General features: G+C 62.0%; 21 protein-coding genes, 1 tRNA gene and 3 pseudogenes. 14 read left to right on the top strand and 11 right to left on the bottom strand.

The features are described 5' to 3' along the window. Window positions 1-85 precede the first annotated feature (85 nt). The 3 genes and pseudogenes from ACFXS9_RS38995 to ACFXS9_RS38985 all read right to left on the bottom strand — a co-directional run bounded on the left by ACFXS9_RS38995 (window position 86) and on the right by ACFXS9_RS38985 (window position 3,926). Window positions 86-1,695, bottom strand: a pseudogene (locus ACFXS9_RS38995) (acyl-CoA synthetase). Window positions 1,696-1,851: 156 nt separating this feature from the next. Next, window positions 1,852-3,378: an FAD-dependent oxidoreductase gene (locus tag ACFXS9_RS38990; RefSeq protein ID WP_392698625.1), complete on the bottom strand. Its 1,527-nt coding sequence runs from the start codon at window positions 3,376-3,378 to the stop codon at window positions 1,852-1,854. A 92-nt stretch (window positions 3,379-3,470) separates the two neighbouring features. Then, a complete protein-coding gene (locus ACFXS9_RS38985) occupies window positions 3,471-3,926 on the bottom strand; it encodes a GatB/YqeY domain-containing protein (protein WP_213288810.1) in 456 nt (151 codons plus the stop codon). A gap of 261 nt (window positions 3,927-4,187) precedes the next feature. Between ACFXS9_RS38985 and carA the strand changes: the two genes are divergently transcribed. The 3 genes from carA to ACFXS9_RS38970 all read left to right on the top strand — a co-directional run bounded on the left by carA (window position 4,188) and on the right by ACFXS9_RS38970 (window position 6,759). Further along, the gene (carA, locus tag ACFXS9_RS38980; protein ID WP_028350201.1) at window positions 4,188-5,378 is read left to right on the top strand and encodes a glutamine-hydrolyzing carbamoyl-phosphate synthase small subunit; all 1,191 of its coding nucleotides are present in this window, start codon (window positions 4,188-4,190) and stop codon (window positions 5,376-5,378) included. 218 nt (window positions 5,379-5,596) lie between these two features. Further along, on the top strand, window positions 5,597-6,094 hold the full coding sequence (locus ACFXS9_RS38975; RefSeq protein WP_392698622.1) for a PaaI family thioesterase: 498 nt from the start codon (window positions 5,597-5,599) through the stop codon (window positions 6,092-6,094). A gap of 131 nt (window positions 6,095-6,225) precedes the next feature. Further along, window positions 6,226-6,759: a hypothetical protein gene (locus ACFXS9_RS38970; RefSeq protein ID WP_392698620.1), complete on the top strand. Its 534-nt coding sequence runs from the start codon at window positions 6,226-6,228 to the stop codon at window positions 6,757-6,759. Between the two features lie 12 nt (window positions 6,760-6,771). Here the strand turns inward: ACFXS9_RS38970 and ACFXS9_RS38965 are convergent, their stop codons facing one another. Next, a complete protein-coding gene (locus ACFXS9_RS38965) occupies window positions 6,772-7,113 on the bottom strand; it encodes a hypothetical protein (protein ID WP_392698618.1) in 342 nt (113 codons plus the stop codon). Between the two features lie 627 nt (window positions 7,114-7,740). On the opposite strand from ACFXS9_RS38965, the gene ACFXS9_RS38960 reads away from it, so the two are divergent. After that, window positions 7,741-7,872, top strand: a complete 132-nt coding sequence (locus tag ACFXS9_RS38960) for a hypothetical protein (protein ID WP_392698616.1) — start codon at window positions 7,741-7,743, stop codon at window positions 7,870-7,872. Window positions 7,873-8,028: 156 nt separating this feature from the next. Continuing rightward, window positions 8,029-9,492, top strand: a complete 1,464-nt coding sequence (locus tag ACFXS9_RS38955) for a DUF1254 domain-containing protein (protein ID WP_392698614.1) — start codon at window positions 8,029-8,031, stop codon at window positions 9,490-9,492. 241 nt (window positions 9,493-9,733) lie between these two features. Here the strand turns inward: ACFXS9_RS38955 and ACFXS9_RS38950 are convergent, their stop codons facing one another. After that, window positions 9,734-10,042, bottom strand: a complete 309-nt coding sequence (locus tag ACFXS9_RS38950; RefSeq protein ID WP_392698612.1) for a hypothetical protein — start codon at window positions 10,040-10,042, stop codon at window positions 9,734-9,736. Window positions 10,043-10,219: 177 nt separating this feature from the next. Further along, the gene (locus ACFXS9_RS38945) at window positions 10,220-10,753 is read right to left on the bottom strand and encodes a Dps family protein (RefSeq protein ID WP_392698610.1); all 534 of its coding nucleotides are present in this window, start codon (window positions 10,751-10,753) and stop codon (window positions 10,220-10,222) included. Between the two features lie 121 nt (window positions 10,754-10,874). Here ACFXS9_RS38945 and ACFXS9_RS38940 point away from each other — a divergent pair, with 121 nt between their 5' ends. The 5 genes from ACFXS9_RS38940 to ACFXS9_RS38920 all read left to right on the top strand — a co-directional run bounded on the left by ACFXS9_RS38940 (window position 10,875) and on the right by ACFXS9_RS38920 (window position 17,025). Continuing rightward, window positions 10,875-11,579, top strand: coding sequence for a class I SAM-dependent methyltransferase (locus tag ACFXS9_RS38940; protein WP_392700246.1), 705 nt, complete (start codon window positions 10,875-10,877; stop codon window positions 11,577-11,579). Between the two features lie 81 nt (window positions 11,580-11,660). Next, window positions 11,661-11,736: transfer RNA gene (locus tag ACFXS9_RS38935), tRNA-OTHER, on the top strand. Window positions 11,737-12,056: 320 nt separating this feature from the next. Further along, complete coding sequence (carB, locus tag ACFXS9_RS38930; RefSeq protein WP_392698608.1) at window positions 12,057-15,521, top strand: carbamoyl-phosphate synthase large subunit; 3,465 nt, start codon at window positions 12,057-12,059, stop codon at window positions 15,519-15,521. A gap of 208 nt (window positions 15,522-15,729) precedes the next feature. After that, window positions 15,730-16,203 carry a transcription elongation factor GreA gene (gene greA / locus ACFXS9_RS38925; protein WP_156908795.1) on the top strand — a complete coding sequence of 158 codons (474 nt, stop codon included), beginning with the start codon at window positions 15,730-15,732 and terminating at the stop codon, window positions 16,201-16,203. A gap of 411 nt (window positions 16,204-16,614) precedes the next feature. Beyond that, window positions 16,615-17,025 (top strand): DoxX family protein, encoded by a 411-nt coding sequence (locus ACFXS9_RS38920; RefSeq protein ID WP_392700244.1) that lies wholly within the window; start codon window positions 16,615-16,617, stop codon window positions 17,023-17,025. Between the two features lie 73 nt (window positions 17,026-17,098). Here ACFXS9_RS38920 and ACFXS9_RS38915 read toward each other — a convergent pair whose 3' ends face one another. Then, window positions 17,099-17,578 carry an Lrp/AsnC family transcriptional regulator gene (locus tag ACFXS9_RS38915; protein ID WP_028350193.1) on the bottom strand — a complete coding sequence of 160 codons (480 nt, stop codon included), beginning with the start codon at window positions 17,576-17,578 and terminating at the stop codon, window positions 17,099-17,101. A gap of 278 nt (window positions 17,579-17,856) precedes the next feature. Between ACFXS9_RS38915 and trxB the strand changes: the two genes are divergently transcribed. The 3 genes from trxB to dapA all read left to right on the top strand — a co-directional run bounded on the left by trxB (window position 17,857) and on the right by dapA (window position 21,199). After that, window positions 17,857-18,822, top strand: a complete 966-nt coding sequence (gene trxB / locus ACFXS9_RS38910) for a thioredoxin-disulfide reductase (RefSeq protein WP_392698605.1) — start codon at window positions 17,857-17,859, stop codon at window positions 18,820-18,822. Window positions 18,823-18,824: 2 nt separating this feature from the next. Continuing rightward, the gene (locus ACFXS9_RS38905) at window positions 18,825-19,745 is read left to right on the top strand and encodes a LysR family transcriptional regulator (RefSeq protein ID WP_392698603.1); all 921 of its coding nucleotides are present in this window, start codon (window positions 18,825-18,827) and stop codon (window positions 19,743-19,745) included. A 491-nt stretch (window positions 19,746-20,236) separates the two neighbouring features. Continuing rightward, window positions 20,237-21,199, top strand: coding sequence for a 4-hydroxy-tetrahydrodipicolinate synthase (gene dapA, locus ACFXS9_RS38900; RefSeq protein WP_392698601.1), 963 nt, complete (start codon window positions 20,237-20,239; stop codon window positions 21,197-21,199). Window positions 21,200-21,248: 49 nt separating this feature from the next. Here dapA and ACFXS9_RS38895 read toward each other — a convergent pair whose 3' ends face one another. Next, window positions 21,249-21,389 (bottom strand): hypothetical protein, encoded by a 141-nt coding sequence (locus tag ACFXS9_RS38895; protein WP_392698599.1) that lies wholly within the window; start codon window positions 21,387-21,389, stop codon window positions 21,249-21,251. Window positions 21,390-21,623: 234 nt separating this feature from the next. On the opposite strand from ACFXS9_RS38895, the gene ACFXS9_RS38890 reads away from it, so the two are divergent. Beyond that, window positions 21,624-21,758, top strand: coding sequence for a hypothetical protein (locus ACFXS9_RS38890; protein WP_334364992.1), 135 nt, complete (start codon window positions 21,624-21,626; stop codon window positions 21,756-21,758). 69 nt (window positions 21,759-21,827) lie between these two features. Here the strand turns inward: ACFXS9_RS38890 and ACFXS9_RS38885 are convergent. The 3 genes and pseudogenes from ACFXS9_RS38885 to ACFXS9_RS38875 all read right to left on the bottom strand — a co-directional run bounded on the left by ACFXS9_RS38885 (window position 21,828) and on the right by ACFXS9_RS38875 (window position 23,472). Next, window positions 21,828-22,507: pseudogene (locus tag ACFXS9_RS38885) on the bottom strand (AAA family ATPase). Window positions 22,508-22,684: 177 nt separating this feature from the next. Continuing rightward, a pseudogene (locus tag ACFXS9_RS38880) lies at window positions 22,685-23,015 on the bottom strand (hypothetical protein). Between the two features lie 100 nt (window positions 23,016-23,115). Beyond that, window positions 23,116-23,472, bottom strand: coding sequence for a hypothetical protein (locus tag ACFXS9_RS38875; RefSeq protein WP_392698597.1), 357 nt, complete (start codon window positions 23,470-23,472; stop codon window positions 23,116-23,118). Between the last annotated feature and the right edge of the window lie 66 nt (window positions 23,473-23,538).

Below are 23,538 nucleotides of genomic sequence, written 5' to 3'. Positions count from 1 at the left end.
CCTTTGTTGCTGGAAAGGACAGAGACCGGCGTACAAAACAGCTTCCGCTGGGTTATGGGTCCCTGCGTTCGCAGGGACGACGAAACTACCCCAACGCCCTTAACTCGCGCCGCAGCACCTTTCCCGTTGCGGTCATCGGCAGCGTGTCGGCGAACTGCACGAAGCGCGGGTATTCGTGGGCGGCGAGCTGCACTTTCACGAACTCCCGGATTTCGCGCGCCAGCGCATCGCTCGCGGCAAAGCCCGGGCGCAGTACGATCCAGGCCTTGATGGATTCGGTGCGGATCGGATCGGGAATGCCGACCACCGCCGACATCGCCACCGCCGGATGCTTCATCAGCGTATGTTCGATCTCCGACGGGCCGACGCGATAGCCGGCGGTGGTAATCACGTCGTCCTCGCGGCTGACGTACCAGAAATAGCCGTCCTCATCCTGCACGCCGAGATCGCCGGTCAGCAAAAATTCGCCGGCATATTTCTTCGCGGTAGCTTCCGGATTCTTCCAGTATTCGATCATGGTGCAGGGACAGGGTTGGCGCACGCCGATGATGCCGCGCTCCCCCTCGGCAATTCCTCGCCGCGATCGTTGACGATGCGGACGTCGAAGCCGGGTGTCGCCTTGCCCATCGAGCCGGGGCGGATCGGAAACAGGTTCGAATTGCTGCCGATCACGAGGTTGCATTCGGTCTGGCCGAACACTTCATGCGCGTCGATGCCGAAGGTTTCGCGCACCCAACCGAGCAATTCGCCGCCGAGCGATTCACCGCCGGTAAAAATGCTGCGCAGTTTTACGCCGGAATTTTTCACGCCGGCCTGCCGCATCAGTTTCAGCGCGGTCGGCGGCAGGAACGTGTTGCGGATGCTTAAGTCCGCCATCATCGCCATCGCTGCCTGCGGCTCGAATTTGCGCGCGCGGTGGCCGACCAGGGGAATGCCGTGATACCAGAACGCCAGCAGGCCGTTGATCAATCCGCCGATCCAGGCCCAGTCGGCCGGTGTCCACATCAGGTCGCCGGGTCGCGGCAAGAAGTTGTGGCACATCTCGACATTCGGCAGATGGCCGAGCACCACGCGATGCGCATGCAGCGCGCCCTTCGGATTGCCTGTGGTGCCGGAGGTGTAGATGATCAAGGCGGGATCGTCGGCTGCGGTGTCGACGGTGGCGAACTCCGGCGACGCGGCCTTCAGCGACGACCAGAACGGCTTTGTGCCGGCAGGCACCCGGTCGCCGATGACATAAACGTTCTTTAGCTCAGGAAGACGATCGCGTATTTTCGCAAGCTTCTCCCAACCGGCCTCGTCGGTAACGACAGCCTTGGCCTCGGAGTTCGACAGGCGAAACTCCAGCGCGTCCTCGCCGAACAGCGCGAACAGCGGGATCGAGATCATGCCGGAGCGAAACGCGGCGAAATGCGCGATCGGCAGTTCAAGCGATTGCGACAGGAACACCGCGACGCGGTCGCCGCGCGACAGGCCGTCTGCTTTCAGCACGTTGGCAAAACGGCGCGACTGCTCCGCGACCTCGTCGAAGGACGTGCGCGTCGTGGCGCCGCCCTCGTCGACATAGATCAGCGCCAGCCGGCCTGAACCATCCGCATGCCGGTCACAGCACGCGGTCGCCATGTTGAAGCGAGCGGGAATGTCCCAGCGGAAGTTGCGGTAGAGCTCGTCGTAGGTGGAGGCTTCGGTGAGCATGGTCTTGGTCGTTTCCTCTCGTCATGGCAAGAAGCGCGAAGCGCGTCTTCGCATCAAAAGTCCCGGCCATCCACGTTCTTGCTTGCCGCGAGTTTAAAGACGTGGATGCCCGGGACAAGCCCGGGCATGACGTGGGGCTACCTTTTGTGGCCTGACTTAAGGCGCCCGCGCCTTCTCCATCGCAAGCTCTGCCTCAAGGCTTGCGAGGTCCCGATAGATCGAGGCGACGGCGAGCACGCGGCCGTTGCGCTTGTACTGCAGCAGGCAATCCTTGCCGGGGACATCGCCGTCGACGGTGATTTCGTCCCACTTCTCGGCGTAACCGACATAATTGATCGGCACATCGTAGTGCTGGCTCCAGAAAAACGGCACCGCATGGAACGGCTCGCGCTGCCCGAGCATGTTTCGCGCGGCGGTCTGGCCCTGACGCTCGGCTACCACCCAATGTTCGACACGAATGGTCTCAAGGGAATGCGGATCGGGCCAGCGCGCAATATCGCCCGCGGCATAGATCCCGGGGATGCTGGTTTCCAGATAGGCATTGACCGTCACGCCACGATCGACCGCCAGCCCGGCCTGCTCGGCCAATTCAAGGCGCGGACGCACGCCGACGCCGACCACCACGATATCGGCGTCGATCGCGCCGCCGCTTTTCAGCGTCGCGCGTTTGCCGTCGATCGCTGTTACGGTGTCGCCGAGATGGAAGATGACGCCGTGCTCTTCATGCAGGGCACGAACGAAGTCGCCCATCTCAGACCCCAGCACGCGCTCCATCGGCCGCTGCTCGAGGCCTACGACATGAACCTCGATATTTCTGGCGCGCAGCGACGCCGCGACTTCGAGCCCGATGAAGCTGGCGCCGATCACGACCGCGCGTCGCGCGCCGCCGGCCGACGCGATGATGGCGCGGGAATCGGCCAGCGAGCGCAGCACGTGGACGTGCGGCTGGTCCGCACCTGGGATCGACAGGCGCACCGGCTCCGCGCCGGTCGCCAGCAGCAAGCGGTCATAGGGGATGGTCTCGCCGCCTGATGTGACGACATGGCGCGCGTTGGGATCGATTGATGTGACCTCGGTGTTGAGCCGCAGGTCGATCTTCGCCTCGGCGTAGAAATCATCCGGCCGCAGCGGCACCCAGTCCTCCGGCGCGCTGCCGGCGAGATAGTCTTTTGACAGGTTCGGCCGATCTACCGGCGCCGCGGCCTCATGGCTCAGCATCACGATGCTGCCGCGATAATCCTGCCGCCGCAGCATCTCGGCGGCGGCAAAACCCGCCGCGCCACCGCCTATGATCACGATCCGGCCGGGCGCGTCGGTGACGCCCTTCACCTGCGGCTTGGGCTGTTCGCGCTTTTCCCGAACGAAGATGCGACCGTCTTGCTGCTCGACTTTCCAGACCGCGACCGGACTGAGCGCCGGCGCCCGGATCGCTTCGCCGGTGCGCAAGTCAAAACAGGCATGATGCCAGGGGCAACGGATGCCCTCGCCTGTGACGAGGCCCTCCGCGAGCGGCCCGTGATAATGGGTGCAATGCGCGCCGACCGCAAAGATCTCCGGTCCCGAACGCACCAGCAGCACTTCATCGTCGCCGACATGGCCGAGCAACATCTCCCCTGCGAATTCCGACGGGGCTATGCCCTTTGATAGATCGGGACCGGCGGGTGGCGCTTGCTGATCAGCCATGCCTTTCTCCGCTCTCGCTGCGCTACGTCATCACTCCGAGTTTGACTCAAACGATGTTTCATCAGCGCGAAGGTTCCCGAGCGTAAAAAAATTTATCCAGTCAGCGCCGCCTTCACCAAACCGCTGGCCTTGCCGAAATCCATCTGGCCGGCGAATTTCGCACGCAGCACGCCGATCACCTTGCCCATGTCCTTCATGCCGGCGGCGCCGGTCTCGGCGATGGCAGCTGAGATCGCGGCCTTCACCTCGTCGTCCGACATCTGCTTCGGCAGATAGGCGGAGATCACCGCGATCTCCTCGCGCTCCTGCGCGGCCAGCTCGGCGCGGCCACCCTTGTCGTAGAGCTCGACCGATTCCTGGCGCTGCTTGATCATCTTCTGCAGCACGCCGAGCACGTCGGCATCCGACAGCGGTGGCTTGCCCTGCCCGCGCGCGTCGATGTCGGCGTTCTTGATGGTCGAATTGACCATGCGCAGCGTGGAGAGCTTGCGCTCGTCCTTCGCCCTCATGGCGTCCTTGACCGCATTGTTGATGTCGTCGCGCAGCATGATTGCCTCACTGAGAATGGTGCCGCCGGGTTATGTAACGATTCCACCTATATAGGACGGGAACGACCAGGATCGGCAGTCGAATTGTCCTGCCGGTTCCAGATTCGACCGGATTTGGTGAAAAACCGGAAAAACCGGCTCAAGTCCATAGAACCGGCTGTCAAATATGCGGCAAACGCATGTGAATAGCCGGTTTTCTTTGGCTTTTCTTGGCCTTCCGGCTTTGACGCGCGGGGGTGCTTGCGACTATGAAGTGCGCTCATGACAACATCTGAAAACGCTTCAGCCTGGCCGGACCATAAACCGACCGCGCTCCTCGTGCTTGCCGATGGTACCGTGCTGGAGGGATTTGGCCTCGGCGCGGAAGGCCACGCCGTCGGCGAAGTCTGCTTCAACACCGCGATGACCGGTTATGAGGAGATCCTCACCGATCCCTCCTATGCCGGGCAACTCATCACCTTCACCTTCCCGCATATCGGCAATGTCGGCACCAACGACGAGGATATCGAGACGGTGAACATGGCGGCGACGCCGGGCGCGCGCGGCGTTATCCTGCGCACGGCCATCACCGATCCCTCGAACTACCGCGCCACGCGGCACCTCGATCAGTGGCTGCGCGCCCGCGGCATCATCGGGCTGTCGGGTATCGATACAAGGGCGCTGACTGCGCTGATCCGCTCAAAGGGCATGCCGAACGCGGTGATTGCGCATGCCAAGAACGGCGTGTTCGACCTGCACGGCCTGAAGGAAGAGGCGCGCGAATGGCCCGGCCTGGAAGGCATGGATCTGGTGCCGATGGTGACGTCGGGCCAGCGCTTTACCTGGGATGAGACGCCGTGGGCCTGGCAGAACGGCTTTGGCCGGCAGAGCGAACCTGAGTTCAACGTGGTCGCGATCGACTACGGCATCAAGCGCAACATTTTGCGGCTGTTGGCCGGTGAAGGCTGCAAGGTCACGGTGGTGCCGGCGACGACCTCGGCCGAAGACATTCTGGCGATGAAGCCGGACGGCGTGTTTCTTTCCAACGGCCCGGGTGACCCGGCCGCGACCGGCAAATATGCGGTGCCCGTGATTCAGCAGGTGATCCAGTCCGGCACGCCGACGTTCGGTATTTGCCTCGGTCATCAGATGCTGGGCCTGGCCGTCGGCGCCAAGACCAAAAAGATGCATCAGGGCCATCACGGCGCCAATCATCCGGTCAAGGACGAAACCACCGGCAAGGTGGAGATTACCTCGATGAACCACGGCTTTGCCGTCGACCAGGCTACGCTGCCCGAGGGCGCGATGCAGACCCACATCTCGCTGTTCGACGGCTCCAATTGCGGCATCGAGCTCAAGGGCAAGCCGGTGTTCTCCGTGCAGTATCACCCGGAAGCCTCGCCGGGGCCGCGTGACTCGCATTACCTGTTCAAGCGGTTTGCGGATCTGATGCGAGAGAAGAAGCGGGCGTAAGCGCTCTCGTGCCCCGGATGCTGCGCAGCGCGCCGCTGATCCGGGGCCTACGTTTCATCCCAGTTCAGCCAATGGGTCCCGGCTCTGCGGTGCAGCGTACCGGACGATGCTTCGCATCGCCGGGAGCACGCTGCACGGCGTCCGGGACACGATGGTTTGTTGCGGGTTTTCCGATGAATTAATATGAGCATCATCATAACCAAATAGCCGGACAACCCATGGCTGACAAACCCGCTTCCACCGTCGAATACGGCGTGGCACCGACCGACGTCATGGCCTCGATGTCCGGCCTCGACTTCGTGCGCGCCATCTTCGAAGGCAAGTTGCCGGCGCCGCCGATCATGCAGAATGTCGAGCCGTTCGACTCCACCGCCGAGAAGGGACATGTGGTGTTCTACAGCGTGCCCGGCTTCCGGCATTACAATCCGATCGGCTCGGTGCATGGCGGCTATGCCGCGATCCTGCTGGATTCCGCGATGGGCCTTGCGGTGCATTCCGCCCTTCCCGCCGGCACCGGCTACACCACGCTGGAATTCAAGATCTCTTTCATCAAGGGCATGACAAAGGATACCGGGCCTGTCCGCACCGAGGGCAAGACGCTCAATGTCGGCCGCCGCGCCGCCACCGCGGAGGCGCGGATCACCGACACCAACGGCCGCCTGCTCGCGCATGCGACGACAACGTGTCTGGTTTTCGAGATTCCGAAGGGAACGTGAAGCGCGGCGGGCGGTTCTGAATTGTAGGGTGGGCAGAGGCGCACTTGCGCCGTGCCCACCATTCACGTCCGCGCTCGGAATGGTGGGCTCCTTTGCCCATCCTACGATGCTGCGATTTGTGGAGAACAACCATGTCCGTCGTCAGCGCCGATATCGAGCCGCTCACCTTCGTGTTCGAGGATGACGGCCTCGTGCCCAACAATCGCCTGCCGCTGCTGGTTTACAAGGGTGCGGTCTATGTCGCCAACGATCACCCGGAAAAGACCATCGAGACGCTGTTCGGCGGCAATGGCTGGGGCGCCATGTGGCGCAACGGCGTCTACGACTATGTGCACTACCACGCCACGGTGCACGAGGCGCTCGGCGTCGCCCGCGGCCGGGCCCGCGTCCGCTTCGGCGGTATAAGCGGCAAGGAGCTCGAAATAACGCCGGGCGATGTCGCGATCCTTCCCGCCGGCACCGGGCATCAATGCGTGTTCGCCAGCCCCGATTTCTGCGTGGTCGGCGCCTATCCGCCGGGACCGCCGATGCAGATCACGCGCCCGACGCCGGAGAACCACGCCAAGGCGCTGAAGACGATCCCGGAAGTGAAGCTGCCGAAGACCGATCCGGTGCTGGGCGAAGACGGGCCGATGGTCCGGCTCTGGAAAAGCGGCACGCGATGAAACGGAGCGCCGTCATCCGCGCCTGGCAATCGGGACATTAGGTTCGGACAAAGCCTCCGGCATCGGTTCGCTCGACGAAACCCGCATCGCCGCGATCCGCGCGACAAAAAGCCCGATCACGAGATTTGTTCGTTCGATCTCCAGCTTGTCGCGGATCGGCCCGTGCGGCTCGGTCGCGCACATGGTCTTGATGCATTCGAGGGTGCGCGACAATGAATCAACCACCGCCCAGATCGGCTCGATCGACGGTGGCGCCGTCGGCGAGCCCGGCGCATCGCCGGCCCGCTGACCGGATGGGCCAACACGACGGCCGGACGATGCCACGTCACGGAGTTTGACAATTTTCTGCATCATCGCTGGATTCCAAATTTACAATTCGCTCGTTAAAGTTGTATTTATGTCGCCGGACATCCAGTTCGCCGGCCGCTATGCAGCATAAAGGCACTCTCGCGCAGGTTGCTTAAATTGATTATCGGAATCGCGCAGCACGTTCTTTGTGCGCGCATTTTGCCTCGGCCCGCGTGGGATTAGGGAAGCGTCGCTGACCATTCGGCGATCGCCACGCGCCGTATCAGTGTGAGACAAATAATGTGAGACAAAAACGCGCGCCAAACATCGCAAGAAAGACTCCTCGGCAAGAGCACCCGCCAAGATAGCTAGCCCGCATTTCACACTTGTGCTAACGTTACGCGCGTGGAGGTAGCTGAAGCCGCATTTCAACCGTTAGCTTCCTAGCATCACTTTTTCCAATACCCTGTTTCGGATCTGCATACGCCTCGCGGCGTTTGATGCAGAAGCGTCGCACGTGCGCGCGCTCGGGCACCCAAGCGCGAATGTTTCAACTCGCTTGGTCGATTTTGCAAAATGGAATGTTGTCATGCGTATCACAAGCTTGAATCAGATTTTCGGAATGCCTGCCGTAGCCGCAACGTTGTACGGGCCCGAAGCGGCGATTGCTCAGCAAGCGGCAGCCCACCCTCCATGAAAACAATCGGCACGCCATCAGCTCCAGCCAAACCTGAGATCGTGCCCTCGCTGTTCGTGCTCAACTCTCGCGGCGCGACGTTGCAGGGCGACACACTCGCCTTGACCGGCGTGGCGCCCTGTTACTGAACGAGAAGGCACGCGCGCGACGCCGCCCCGGCAATAATATCATTGCCGATCAGCTAACCGAAAGAAGCGGCGCGCCGACCATCAAGCGATGGCGCACAAGGAGAATTGAACGAAGCCGCAAGTTTATAGTCAACACATTGGAAGAGGAGGTTCGACATGTTTCGCGGAATCCTGCCACTGACATTGTCTCTCTGCCTTGGTGCGGCGACAGCACCCGCCGCGCTGGCCCAGGCGGCGCCGGCTATCACCGAAGAGGAGGCGCACGCTATCGCAGTGGACGCCTACATTTACCTCTACCCCATCATGTCGATGGACATGTCCCGCAAGCAATTTACAAACGTCGAACAAGGCAAAGAACCTTTCAAGGGCCCGATGAATACGTTCGTCAACGTGCGCGAATACCCGCCGGCGGACTTCAAGGGTGTCGTGCGAACCAACTTCGACACGTTGTATTCCGCCTCATGGCTGGACATGACCAAGGAGCCCGTCGTCATTTCCGTTCCGGACACCAATGGACGCTACTACCTGTTGCCGATGCTCGACATGTGGACCGATGTCTTTGCGTCACCGGGCTGGCGGACGACGGGCACCAAGGCCGGGACGTTCCTGATCACTCCCCCAGGCTGGAGGCCGGATCTGCGCGAAAAATTTGCCGAGGAGTTCAAGCTTCCAAAGGACACGCAGCGGATCGAAGCGCCAACGCCCTATGTCTGGGTCATTGGCCGCACCAAGACGGACGGCCCGGCGGACTACGCTGCAGTTCACAAGATCCAGGCCGGCTACAAGGTCACCCCGCTTTCAGAATTCGGCAAGGCGCCGAAGCCGGTCGAGGCCAAGATCGACCCAAGCATCGACATGAAGACGCCGCCAAAGGCCCAGGTCGATGCCATGACGGCGGGCGTGTATTTCGCCAGTGCCGCCGAGTTGCTCAAGCTTCACCCGCCGCATATCACCGACGAGCCGATCATCGCGCAGATGAAGAAAATTGGCATCGAGCCGGGCAAGAGCTTTGACATCGGCAAGCTCGATCCGGCCGTGCAGAGAGCACTGGAGACCGCACCGCAGGACGCGCAGAAGCTGATGGCCTGGAAGATACCGACGGTGGCGCGGGTTGCGAATGGCTGGTCGATGAACACCGACACGATGGGTGTTTACGGCAACTACTATTTGAAGCGGGCGATCGTCGCTCAGGTCGGACTCGGTGCAAACCTGCCCGAGGACGCCATCTATCCACTCAATCTCGGCGACGAATCCGGCAAGCCGCTCGATGGCGCGAACAAATATACGATCACGTTCGAGAAGGGCGCCGCCCCGCCTACCCATGCGTTCTGGTCGATCACCCTCTACGATCCGGAAGGATTCCAGGTCGGTAACGTCCTGAACCGCTTCGCCGTCTCTAGCTGGATGCCGTTCAAATACAATGCCGATGGTTCGCTCGATCTCTACTTCCAGAACGCGCACCCGGGCAAGGACAAGGAAGCCAACTGGCTTCCGGCACCGAAGGGAGCCTTCAATCTGACCATGCGTCTCTACAGCCCGAAGTCGGAGGCGCTGACCGGAAAATGGAATCCGCCGCCGATCGTGAAGACGCCGACAACGGTGGGCTTGTCGGCCCAATAAGAGTGACAGAGACGTCGGCGGCCGACCTTCCGCCGGCCGCCGGTTTGCAGCGCTTCAGACTTGGAAATCTCAAACCCGATTTCCGGATGAGGAGACATTCAAAATGCTGACGCAGTAAACTGACCGGCCGCCGTCCTGACTTGAGGGGACGGCGGCCAGCGCATGGTCGAGGGTAGCCGGCCGTTGTGGCGGCGAACTGCGTTCATCCTGTCCTGGCTACTGACGGCGAATCACGCCGGGCTCACCTAACCCACTGCCCCATCTGCAGACAGGTCAGCAAACTGACGTAGCTTGGCGTGCCACCGATGCTCTCTAGCGAGGTGCAGCTTGCCCGGCCTGGCGCGGGGAATTTCGACCATTGGCTTGCAAGCTGCCGCTTCGCTTTCTGCTCATCGTTTACGCAGCTCTTCATCGACTGATCAACAGAGAGGCCGGTGGTTGCGGCGACATCGAGCCTACAACTCCGGGCGATGTCGAAGTTCGGCACTCCGTCGGCCACCGCAACGACCAACTGCGAGTTCAAAACGATCATCGAGAAAGAGATAGGCATCGCAGGCCTCCCGCCAAGTCTCGCGCATCAGCATCGTAGCGGAACCTGCCCGGGAAGCCACCTTTAATCTGGGCACCGCACGTCAACTAAGATCGACCGGAAGACGGCGGGAATGTCCGATCGGGCGGCGTTTGGCGCCACCCGTTGGCAAATCCACTCCCACACGGAGACGGTGAATTACGCCGCGTTGGCGCTTTCCTGACGGCTGGCCTCGAACAGGAACCAGGTGCGGCGCTCGGTCTCGTCGATGAACAGTTCGAGCAACTGGGCGGTGCCTCTGTCCTCATTGCCATCCGCGAGCTTGTGCGCCTTGCGCATCGCCGCCGCCATCTTCTTGTTGTCTTCCATCAGTTCGCGCAGCATTTCGCGTGGCGGCACATAGGCCTCGTTGTTATCCTGAATGGTCTGGAGCTTGGCAATCTGCCCGATCGAGCGCAGCGTGATGCCGCCGAGCTTGCGCACCCGTTCGGCGAGCTGGTCGGTGGTGGCAAAGATCGCTTCCGACTGTTCGTCCAGGAGCAGGTGATAATCGCGGAAATGCCGGCCGCTGACATGCCAGTGGAAGTTCTTGGTCTTCAGGTAGAGCGCGAAGGCGTCCGCCAGCAGGACGTTAAGCGATGCCGAAATCTTCTCGACAGCGGCCGGCGGCAGGTCGGTCGGCGTGTCGAGGTCAGGGGATACCTTGTCGGATTTGTTATTGGTTTTGCTCACGTTACACCTTCCTGTTAGGAACCGGACACCGGCGGCGGTGGACATCGGCCGCCGGACGACCTAACGCATCACTTTCAGGCTGGTTCCGATGCCGGAACCCGCTGTTTTGCCGGACGCGCGCATGGATGAATGGATCGACTATTACGATTCCACGCATACGATTTATGCGAGCAGGTTGCATCGCGACCTGCATTTCCAGATCATCGCGCGCGATATCATCGGCTATATCGCTTCGCCCGACTCGGTCGTGCTGGACTATGCCTGCGGCGAAGCGCTGTCGGCTGCCAAGGTGGCGGACGCCTGCGCAAAACTCTATCTGGCCGAACCGGCGCCCGGCGTCCGCGGCCGGCTGATCGCGCGTTTTGCGCCGAACACCAAGATCCGCGTCCGCTCGCTCGAGGATCTCACACGAATGGCGGAAAGCTCGGTCGACCTCGTCGTCATGAATTCGGTCGCGCAATACATGACGCCAGGGGAGCTGGATTCGGCGCTTGCCGTCATTCGCCGGTTGTTGAAGCCCAACGGTCGCCTGGTGCTCGGCGATATCCTGCGGCCGGAAGTCGGCATGGCCAGAGACGTGCTGGCGCTCTTGAAATTCGCCGCCGCGCACGGTTTCCTGAAAGACGCGCTTTATGGCCTTGCGAGCACGGCGCTGTCGGACTACCGCCAACTCCGCACGCGCGTCGGGCTGCAGCGCTACAGTGAAGACCAGATGATCGAGAAGCTCGCCGCCTCCGGCTTCACCGCCTCCCGCGCGCATCAGAACATCGGCCACAACCCGTGGCGGATGACCTTCGTCGCGCGGCACGCATTCCAACGCCATTGAGCGCGACGCGCGTTGAGGTTGTTTTAACCCTAAAGCACGGTAAGGATGGTTCACCGCGCCGTGATGGGCAATGATTGCTACGGCCCGGTGGCGGAAGCGTCGACGCGGGAGCAGTGCAATGCTCTTTATCCTGGTTCAAATCCAGGCCGGGCCTCCAGCCTTCGCTGCTCCGCAGCTTCGGCTCGGCAAGCCAGCGGTGGCGAAGGCTGTCGCGCCGTAGCGGAGCGAAGGCGGACCTCGGCTCGGCAAGTCCTGTCGTAGCGAAGGCTGCCGCGGCGTAGCCCGGAGGGCGAAGCCGGGCCTCGGCAATCACCGCAACTTCCTCCAAAATCGCGGTTGATGAGGGGTCTTTGGGGGTTTCGCGGGTGCGGAATCTGGTCTAAAGACCACCCGCGCGCGAGGGTGACCCGCGCTCTTGGCTTAGGGGACGCGCGGCTGCGCGCCCTTTTTTGTGCCCAAAATCCAGTCTGAGAGCTGATGCCCAAAAGAACAGATATCTCCACCATCCTGATCATCGGCGCCGGTCCCATCGTGATCGGCCAAGCCTGCGAATTCGATTATTCCGGCACCCAGGCGGTGAAGACGCTGAAGGAAGAGGGCTACCGTATCGTCCTCGTCAATTCCAATCCGGCCACCATCATGACCGATCCGGAATTGGCGGATGCGACCTATATCGAGCCGATCACGCCCGAAATCGTCGCCAAGATCATCGAGAAGGAGCGCTACGTCATTCCCGGCGGCTTTGCGCTGTTGCCGACCATGGGCGGGCAGACCGCGCTGAACTGTGCGCTGTCGCTGCGCCGTCAGGGCACGCTCGACAAATTCGACGTCGAGATGATCGGCGCCACCGCTGACGCGATCGACAAGGCAGAAGACCGCCAGCTTTTCCGCAACGCGATGGAGAAGATCGGTCTTCAGACGCCGAAATCGCGGCTCGCCAATGCCTCGGCGCTGAAAAAGTCCTATCGCGACAAATACCTCGCCGAACGCGAGAAGCTATCGGGCGACGCGCTGGATGAGCTCGAACGGCAATGGACGATCGGCGAAAACGAGCGCCGCAAGCGCTACCAGGAGCACGCGCTCGGCGAGGCGCTGATGGCGCTGTCCGAAATCGGGCTGCCTGCAATCATCCGCCCCTCCTTCACCATGGGCGGCACCGGCGGCGGCATCGCCTACAACAAGGAAGAATTCCTCGACATCATCGAACGCGGGCTCGACGCCTCCCCGACCAACGAAGTGCTGATCGAGGAATCCGTGCTCGGCTGGAAAGAGTTCGAGATGGAGGTGGTGCGCGACAAGAAGGACAATTGCATCATCGTCTGCTCGATCGAGAACCTCGATCCGATGGGCGTGCACACCGGCGATTCCATCACCGTGGCGCCGGCGCTGACGCTGACCGACAAAGAGTACCAGATCATGCGCGATGCCTCGATCGCGGTGCTGCGCGAAATCGGCGTGGAGACCGGCGGATCCAACGTGCAGTTCGGCGTCAACCCGGACGACGGCCGCATGGTGGTGATCGAGATGAACCCGCGCGTGTCGCGCTCCTCGGCGCTCGCATCAAAAGCCACCGGCTTTCCGATCGCAAAAGTCGCCGCCAAGCTCGCGGTCGGCTACACGCTCGATGAAATCGCCAACGACATCACCGGCGGCGCCACGCCCGCCTCGTTCGAGCCGACCATCGACTATGTCGTGACCAAGGTCCCGCGCTTTGCGTTCGAAAAGTTTCCCGGCGCCTCCACCACGCTGACGACCTCGATGAAGTCGGTCGGCGAAGTCATGGCGATCGGCCGCACCTTCCAGGAGAGCCTGCAGAAGGCGTTGCGCGGGCTCGAGACCGGACTGACCGGCCTAGACGAGATCGAGATCGAGGGGCTCGGCCGCGGCGACGACAAGAACGCGATCCGCGCCGCGTTGGGCACGCCGACGCCGAACCGCATCCTGCAGGTGGCGCAGGCGATGCGGCTGGGCTGGTCGAACGAAGACATCTTCAATTCGTGCAAGATCGATCCGTGGTTCCTCGCCGAGATGCGCGGCATCATCGACATGGAAACGAAGATCAGGACGCACGGCCTGCCGCCGAACGGCTATGGCATGCGCATGCTGAAGGCGATGGGCTTTTCCGACGCACGGCTTGCCGTACTGTCCGAGTCCACCGAAGCCGAGATCACCGCGAAGCGTCACGCGCTCGGCGTACGCCCCGCTTTCAAGCGCATCGACACTTGCGCCGCCGAATTCGCCTCTCCCACCGCCTACATGTATTCGAGCTATGAAGCGCCGTTCGCGGGCGCGCTGGCCGACGAGAGCGCGCCCTCCGACCGCAAGAAGGTCATCATTCTCGGCGGCGGCCCGAACCGGATCGGCCAGGGCATCGAATTCGACTATTGCTGCTGCCACGCCTGCTTCGCGCTCGACGATGCCGGGTATGAAACCATCATGATCAACTGCAATCCGGAGACGGTGTCGACCGACTATGACACCGCCGACCGGCTGTATTTCGAGCCGCTCACTGCCGAGGACGTGCTGGAAATCGTCGCCACCGAGCGGCAGAACGGCACGCTGCACGGCGTGATCGTGCAGTTCGGCGGCCAGACCCCACTGAAGTTGGCGCGCGCGCTGGAAGCTGCCGACGTGCCGATCCTCGGCACCTCGCCCGACGCCATCGACCTCGCCGAGGACCGCGACCGTTTCAAGCGCGTTCTCGACAAACTGAAGCTAAAGCAGCCGAAGAACGGCATCGCCTATTCAGTCGAGCAGGCACGGCTGGTGTCGGCCGATCTCGGCCTGCCGCTGGTGGTGCGTCCGTCCTACGTGCTGGGCGGCCGCGCGATGCAGATCATCCGTGAGGAAACCCAGCTCGACGATTACCTGCTCGGGACGCTCCCCGAGCTGGTGCCGGCCGACGTCAAGGCGCGCTACCCCAACGACAAGACCGGGCAGATCAATACCGTGCTCGGCAAGAACCCGCTGCTGTTCGACCGCTATCTGTCCGATGCTACCGAGATCGACGTCGATTGCCTCTGCGACGGCAACGACACCTTCATCGTCGGCATCATGGAACATATCGAGGAAGCCGGCATTCACTCCGGCGATTCCGCCTGTTCGCTGCCGCCGCATTCGCTAGATGCGAAGATGATCGAGGAGCTCGAGCGGCAAACCCGCGACCTCGCGCTCGGCCTCGACGTGGTCGGGCTGATGAACGTGCAGTATGCGATCAAGGACGGCGAGATCTACGTGCTCGAGGTCAATCCGCGGGCGTCGCGCACCGTTCCGTTCGTCGCCAAGGTCGTCGGTACGCCGGTGGCGAAAATCGCTGCACGGATCATGGCCGGCGAGAAGCTCGCCGATTTCAAGCTGAAGAAGAAGCAGCTCGGCCATGTCGGCGTCAAAGAGTCCGTCTTCCCCTTCGCGCGCTTCCCCGGCGTCGATACCGTGCTCGGTCCGGAGATGCGCTCGACCGGCGAGGTGATGGGCATCGACCGCTCGTTCGAGATTGCCTTTGCCAAGAGCCAGCTCGGCGGCGGCACCCGCGTGCCGCGCAAGGGCACCGTCTTCGTCTCGGTGCGCGAGACCGACAAGACCCGTATCGCCGAGGCGGTCCGGCTTCTGCACTCGCTCGGCTTCAAGGTGATGGGCACATCGGGCACCCAGCGCTTCCTCGCCGACAAGGGCATTCCGACCGAGAAGGTAAACAAGGTGCTGGAAGGGCGGCCGCACATCGTCGATGCCATCACCAATGGCGACATTCAGCTCGTTTTCAACACCACCGAAGGGCCGCAGGCACTGGCCGACAGCCGTTCGCTGCGGCGGGCTGCCCTCTTGCATAAAGTGCCGTATTACACCACTCTTTCGGGTGCTGTTGCGGCCGCCCAGGGCATCCGCGCCTATCTGGGCGGGGACCTTGAGGTCCGCACGCTACAGAGCTATTTTTCCGAAAACTGATCGTTTGCCGGGCGAAAATGCCTGCGAAACGATCGGCAATAAGCCGGCATGGCTGGAACCCACCGCCCGTTTGATGTTGTAAGGCCCCTGACGGGGCCTAAATCAACGGGCTGGCGGGTTCGTGTGTCGAGTTCCTGATCGAAATCGAAAGCGTTGCTTGTGCGCGCAACTTCTGGCGGCTCGCACGAGGGAAGGACGGAAAGAGATGATGGACAAGGTTCCGATGACTGCTAGCGGGTATGCCGCCCTGGAGATCGAATTGAAGCAGCGCCAGTCGGTGGAGCGTCCGCGCATCATCGAGCATATCGCCGAGGCGCGCTCGCATGGCGATCTCTCCGAGAACGCGGAATATCACGCGGCCAAGGAAGAGCAGTCGCACAACGAAGGCCGCATCGCCGAGCTCGAGGACAAGCTCGCGCGCGCCGACATCATCGACATCTCGAAGCTGTCCGGCGACACCGTCAAGTTCGGCGCGACCGTCACACTGGTCGACGAGGACACTGAGAAGAAAGCGGTGTGGCAGATCGTCGGCGAACCGGAAGCCGACGCCAAGAAGGGCCGCATCTCGATCACCTCGCCGCTGGCTCGCGCCCTGATCGGCAAGAAGAAGGGCTCGACCGTGGAGGTCGTGGCTCCCGGCGGCGCCAAGGCCTACGAGATCACCAAGGTCGAGTGGCGATAGAGCGCGATGACGTTCTTCCGGATCATGCTGTAGTCACCTGCAAGTTACTGTTGCGACAAAGCCGCGTTCTCCACGCGGCTTTTTTGTTGCTGCTGTACTGACAGGAATGTGAGTAGTGGTGCGGCGGATTTCAGAATATCCGAATCCCGGACGATGTTTATAGATTATAACTAACTGGAGCGGGGGCGTGCCGGCGTTGCGAAACATCCGCGGCGATGAGCTGCAGGCTGTTGGCGAGGCGGTATCGTGCTGCGCTGCAATCGCAACAATGTCGCGAAGCGGCGCGGTGAAGGGGAATGATTCAATCTCGGGGGTGTTGTGTCGGCATCACACGCGATTCGACAAGACCGTGTAATCTCGTGGCGCTAGGTTCTAGCGCGTCAAACAAAGGGGGACTATGACATGGAACAAATCGACAAGATGCTCGCGAAATGGCAACCGCCGGCGCTGAGCCTGTTTCGCTTCATCACCGGGCTATTGCTGTTTCAGTACGGTGTCGCGAAGATTCTGAAGTTTCCGACAATTCCGGAGGGTAACGCTGCCGCCTTCCTCAACAAGGTGCAATTGATGTCGCTATCGGGAGCCGCCGGTGCGATTGAGTTGATTTTTGGCGGGCTTTTGCTGATCGGACTGTTCACACAGCCCGTCGCCTTCATTCTTGCCGGCGAGATGGCCTTTGCCTATTTCATCGGTCATGCGCCGAGGAGCTTTTTTCCGCTCATCAACGGCGGCACGCTCGCGATCCTGTTCTGCTTCGCCTGCCTGTATCTTTCGACTGCAGGCGGCGGCCCGTACAGCGTCGACGCGATGCGGAAGAAATAAAAGCTGAGCGCCGTTTCCTAAGCACGTCATTCCGGGGCGCGTCGAAGACGCGAACCCGGAATGACTCTCAACCTCACCCCGCCACCTTCACATCGAGCGGCACCGCCGCTTCATATTTCGAATTGTGCAGCACGAGCGACGTCCTGACGTTGCGTACGTGCGGCGCGGCCGTCAGGTGCGTGACGAAATCCTGAAACGTCGCCATGTCGGGCGCGACGCATTTGAGGATGAAGTCGACTTCGCCCGACAGCATCCAGCATTCCCGCACCAGAGGCTCGGCGCGGACAAAATCCTCGAACGCACGCAAATCCGCATCCGCCTGGCTCGACAAATGAACCGAAGCAAACACGGTGACGTCGAAGCCTAGCCGACGCGGATCCAACAGGCCCCGATAGCCCTGGATGTAGCCTTCTTCCTCCAACGTGCGGACCCGGCGCAGGCAGGGCGGCGGCGATATACCGACGCGCTTGGCGAGTTCCACGTTGGTGATTCGGCCGTCGGCCTGGATTTCGGCAAGAATTCGAAGGTCGATTTCGTCAAGATTCTTCGACACGCGCGTCGGGTTCCCTAATTCTGGCCGCGTGGGCTGGCCTTACTGGCAACTCTCTTAGCGCACGCCGGGCAGCTTGCGCAATTTTATTGCGCGCACGACGCCATATTTCGCGATTGTTACTTCAGTTCCGGGGAAAATTCGCTGGGATGAATTGCAATTCTTGCATAGCTACCCAGATATCTTAGACTTGGATTTGACACTTTCAGCGCCGTCGACCTCCTTCCAGGCGCTTCTGCTCAAAGTCAAAACAAAGCCCCGAATAAGAGAGGGATCCGCCGATGCCTGCGCCTATTCATGCCAAGGTCGTCATTATCGGTTCCGGCCCCGCCGGCTACACCGCGGCGATCTACGCGGCGCGCGCGATGCTGGAGCCGGTGCTGATCCAGGGCATCCAGCCCGGCGGACAACTCACCATCACCACCGACGTGGAAAACTATCCGGGCTTTGCCGACGTCATCCAGGGCCCGTGGCTGATGGAGCAGATGGAGAAGCAGGCGGCCCATGTCGGCACCAAAATCGTCACCGATTTCGTCAACAAACTCGAACTGGCGCACCGGCCGTTCCGCCTGACCTGCGATAGCGGCGACGTCTATCTGGCGGAAACCGTGGTCCTCGCCACCGGCGCGCAGGCGCGCTGGCTCGGCATTCCCTCGGAAGAAAAGTTCAAGGGTTTTGGCGTCTCGGCCTGCGCGACCTGCGACGGCTTCTTCTATCGCGGCAAGGAAGTGATCGTGGTCGGCGGCGGCAATACCGCGGTCGAGGAAGCGATGTTCCTGACCAACTTCGCCTCGCAGGTCACGATCGTGCATCGCCGCGATCATTTCCGCGCCGAGCGCATCCTGCAGGACCGCCTGTTCAAGAATCCGAAGATCAAGGTGGTGTGGGACTCGGCGATCGACGAGATCTGCGGGGCCGAGAACCCGAGCAAGGTTACCCATGTGCGGCTGAAGAACGTCAAGACCGGCGCACTCACGCGTGTTGCGGCCGACGGCGTCTTCATCGCCATCGGGCATGCGCCGGCAACCGACCTCGTCAAAGGCCAGATCAAGCTGAGGCCATCAGGCTATGTCGAGGTGGCGCCGAACTCGACCGCAACCTCGATACCCGGCCTGTTCGCCGCCGGTGACGTGGCCGACGAAACTTACCGCCAGGCGGTTACGGCTGCCGGCCTCGGCTGCATGGCGGCCCTTGAGGCCGAACGCTTCCTGGCTTTGCGCGCGAGCGATCGCGCGGCGGCTGAATAGTCATGCCTAGAACACGAGACGGATTTGACATGGACTGGGACAAGCTGAAGGTCTTTCACGCGGCGGCGGAAGCGGGAAGCTTTACCCATGCCGGCGAGCAATTGGGGCTCTCGCAATCCGCGGTATCGCGGCAGGTCAGCGCGCTGGAGCAGGAGCTTGCGGTGTCGCTGTTCCACCGCCACGCGCGCGGGCTCATCCTCACCGAACAGGGCGATCTTTTGTTCCGCACGGCGCATGATGTCTTCATGCAGTTGCAGGCGGCGCGCGCAAAACTCACCGACAGCCGCGAGCGGCCGAGCGGTGACCTCAAGATCACCACGCCGCCCGCGCTCGGCATCAACTGGCTGATCCCGCGGCTCGACGAGTTCACCGCGCTTTATCCTGATATCCGCATCTCGCTGATCGTCACCGACGAGGATCTCGACCTGTCGATGCGCGAGGCCGACGTCGCGATCCGGACCCGCAAGCCGACCCAGCCCGACCTGATCCAGCGCAAGCTGTTCTCGATCGGCTTCCATGCCTATTGCTCGCCGGAATACATCAAGCGCTTCGGTACGCCGCGGACGCTGGACGACCTCGACTCGCACCGCATCATCATGCTCGGCGATGCGCAGGTGCCGCCGCATCTGCAGAACCGGAGCTGGCTGATCGATGCCGGCCGCAACGGCTCGGGCCCGCGCGAGGCCTACTTCAAGGTGAACAACATCTTGGGGCTCGTTCGCGCCTGCCAGCAGGGACTCGGCATCGCCGCCCTGCCCGACTATCTGGTCGAGGAGAACAACCGCCTGGTGCAGTTGTTCGGCGAAACCGATCTGATCGCGGTGGACACGTATTTCGTCTATCCCGAAGAGCTGAAGACGGTCGCACGCGTGCAGGTATTCCGCGACTTCGTGGTGAGCAAGGCGCAGCGCTGGCCCTCGTAAAAACGGTGGCGCTTCGTCTTCCGCTTTCCGGATTAGCCTATTTTATAGAGGCCCCGCTCTCCGCATGACTGACATGCGGCTTGGACGGTTGCTGCAGGGCACTGATGAGGATCATAGTGCTCAAAGGCTGAGCGGTCGCGTCGCGCATATGTCCCCCTCCTCCAGTGACGCGGCGGTTCAGTAATCCCTCTTGGAAGGTGATTGTGTCGGCCTCACGTGGCCAATACCTCAAGCCGGGCTCTTTCGGGCCCGGCTTTTTTTCGCGTCAGTGTCATGTTCCCGCACAGATTGACATTGAGGTTCTCGGCCTCCATCATCCGCACATGATCACGAGTTCGTGCGCAGCACTGTCGTCGAAAAAGGTCCCCATCCGGGGACCCGAGATCGACGCGCGCGCTAGTCTGTCGCGAACCCACGATCCCGAACCCCGCCGTCTGGACGGGGTTTTTTGTTGGTCCCGTCTCCGGCGCTTACCCCAAGGAGATGGAACGATGACTGCCCCTTCGACCAACGACCTGACAAGCAACGACTTGGCAAGCAACGACTTGGCAAGCCGGCTGCAGGGCCTGTGGCTGCCGCTGATCACGCCGTTTCGCGACGGCGAACTCGACGAGGCGTCGCTGCGCCGGCTTGTCCGACACTATGCGGCAGGCCCCGTCGACGGCTTCATTCTCGCGGCGACGTCGGGCGAAGGCATGTCGCTCCGCGCAGGCGAACTGGAGCGGCTGGTGACGCTGACGCAGAGCGAGCTCGCCGCCACCCGGCGCCACTTGCCGATCCTGCTCGGCCTGTCCGGTGCCTCCACCGCGAAGATGCTCGATGCACTGGATGAGACGGCGACCTGGCCGATCGACGGCTATCTGATCGCGAGCCCCTATTACATCCGGCCGACGCAGCGCGGCCTCGTGCAGCACTTCACCGCGCTCGCCGATCACGCCTCATGGCCGATCGTGCTCTACAACATTCCCTACCGGACAGGCGTCAGCCTCACCAATGAGACGTTGCTGCAGCTTGCGCAGCATCCGAACATCGTCGGCATGAAGGATTGCGGCGCCGACCGCGCGCAGTCGATTGACCTTCTGGCGAGACGGCCAGCAGGCTTTCGCGTGCTGACCGGCGAAGACGCGGAGTATCACGACGCGCTCGCCGATGGCGCCGATGGCGCGATCCTGTTGTCGGCGCATCTGGAGACCGCGGCCTTCGCATCGCTGCGGACGCTGCTCGCGCAGGGCGACCGCGACGGCGCGCGGACGTGCTGGAAGGAACTCTCCCGGCTGACCCGGCTGTTGTTTGCCGAGCCGAGCCCGGCGCCCGCAAAATACTGGCTGGCGCGCAACGGACTGATCGACAGCGCCGAGGTTCGCCTGCCGATGGTGGAGATAAGCGCAGAGTTGGCAGCGTTGCTCGACGAGGAGATCGAGCGGCGGAGGCCACAGCTTTTGCGGCGGGCTTAAACGATGGCATCGGCTCCCTCTCGCCCGATGGCGAGAGGGAGAAATGGAATTAGCTGACCAGCAGGCGATAGGCCATCACGGGCGCGAAGCCGAGCAGCATCGTCCAGGCGGCGAATGACGACACCAGGAGAACGTCGTGCATGCTCTGGGCGTACTCGGCAATCGGAAATTTCTTGTCGTGCGTGCTCATCACTTTTCCCCCGTCGTTTTTCTAAGCGGGAGATCCATACGCATAAAATTCTAACGGTACGGGCGAGGCTTCGATCGACTTTGACGCTGTGCGGTCAGGGAATGTTAACCAGACATGGCGGTGGTTAATCGGCGGTAGCAGGTGCGCTCAAATGCAAGCGAAATCGCAACCGGCTTTTTAAAGCCGTTCGCGTATCAACATCCCCCATACAACAGAAAAACGCGGGGGCGCGTCGTGCATTTCGAGAATAACAGCATTCCTGGACAACAGGGCTTTTCAACCGAGGACATTCTGTGGGCCGTCGGCGTCTGGTCGGTGATCCTGACACTGTCGCCGGTCGTCGTGTTCTACGTGCTGATGGTGGCGTAAGGACACCAAAAGAAAAACGCGCGGAGCCCGCGCGTTCTTTATCAGTCCGGCAGATCGAGAGCGGCGTTGTTACGCCGCCTGCTTGTGCATGGCGCCCGATGCCGACGCCGTTCCGCGAATCGCCTTGATCGAACGTTCGATCGCGCCCCACAGCCTGCTGATCTCCGCAGCCGCCCGGCCTTCCGCGTAATATTCGCGGGCGCCTTCGCCCTGGCTTAGCGCCATGATGAGATCGGCGCGGTTGGTGATCTGGCCGCTCCACACCGGCGCGCGGAATTTCGCCAGCGCTTCACGCGCGATGCTGACGATGCGGCTCTCGGCGCCGTCGCGTTCGGCAGGCGCGCCGTTGATCACGACCGCGTAGGGCTTGCGCGCCGAACGGCAGGTCTGAATGGTTTCCTGCACCGCGTTGACGTCGAACACGCCGGGCCGCGCCGGAATGATCACCATGGTGGCGTTACGGATCGCATCGTCGACGACGGCCGACAAATTCGGCGGCGTGTCGATGAACACCCATTCGATGCCGTCGCGCTTGGCGGCAGCGACGATGCCGCTGACGGAATTCACCGCGGGCTTGATCGGCGGCTCGTTGGTGCCGCGCAATTTATGCCAGAGCGTAAGCGATCCCTGCGGGTCGGCGTCGACCAGGAGGATGGGCTTCGTTGCCTTGTGAACATGGGCAGCGAGGTGAGCAGCCAGGGTACTCTTTCCCGAGCCCCCTTACGTGATGCGAAAACAATTACGTTCATATCTTGGCCTCCAGTTGACCCCAGAAGCCGAAAATGAATCAGCGCGGTGATTCGTGAAAGAAAAATTTATCACCCACCGCGATGAAGCCACTTAATTGCCAATAAGGCTGGTTTTTGAGTCACACCGTGCAACCCCGGTGACCTTGAGAAGGAATCGAAAGGCTCACCTTGCCTGGCTCACTGCGCGCCTTTTGTGCGCTCGCGTTCGAGCTTTGCGCGCTGGCGTTCGAGCCATTTGCGTTCGATCCATCCAAGCCCCAGCGACAACGGCTTCTGCAGCGGCGGGATGTCCTGCGCGAACAAAAAGGAGTCCGAGCGGCAGCATCCAGAGGCCGAGCACCGGCAGGAAGCTGAGAAAGCCGCCGACGACCAGCAGTATGGCGAGCGGTACCCGGACGTAGATCGACGACGGCTTGCGCACCCAGCCGACGAACTTCGCCGGCCCCGGCGGCAGCTTCCTCTCGAACCAGGCAAAGTGCCGGTCGAGCTCTTTACTGTGATCTATCAATGAACCCTCTCCTCTTCCCCATGGGAGATGTTCATTGCAGACGCCGCAAACAAGGCGTCAGTCTGCCGCGCGAGGAAACCTTAAAATGGCGTAATGCGCGTCAAGTCGCAGGTTTCGCCGGCTTTTTGGTTTTGCGCGGCTTGGCTGCAGCAGCTTTGCGCGGGGCTGCCGGCCGGATGACGGTCGGCCGGCCCACGGGCCGGGCCGTGATTTCATCGGACTCGGGACGGAAGTGCGCCCGACAAGCCGGCGAGAGCTGCGACTTGTTGCGCACCATGCAGGCGGTGACGCGGCTGATGTCAGGAATATCGGAGCTGCAGAGGCGGAATGCGTCCCCGGTGCAGGCCTGCTCCTGTTCGGGTGTGTAGGTCTGACTGACCGCGGGCGAGATCGAAACCGCGAGCGCGGCGGCAAGCAACAATCCGAGCTGAAAATTTTCGATCCGAAAAATCGCCATGAATTCCCCCAAGCCGCAATGATTCCCGAAATACTGGGTGAACGGGTGGGGCTTGGCAAGCACGGC

It is taken from the genome of Bradyrhizobium sp. RDI18 (assembly GCF_043203335.1).
Lineage (GTDB): Bacteria > Pseudomonadota > Alphaproteobacteria > Rhizobiales > Xanthobacteraceae > Bradyrhizobium > Bradyrhizobium retamae.
The sequence above is the reverse complement of the archived record's forward strand: the minus strand, read 5'-3'. Positions and strand labels throughout refer to the sequence as shown.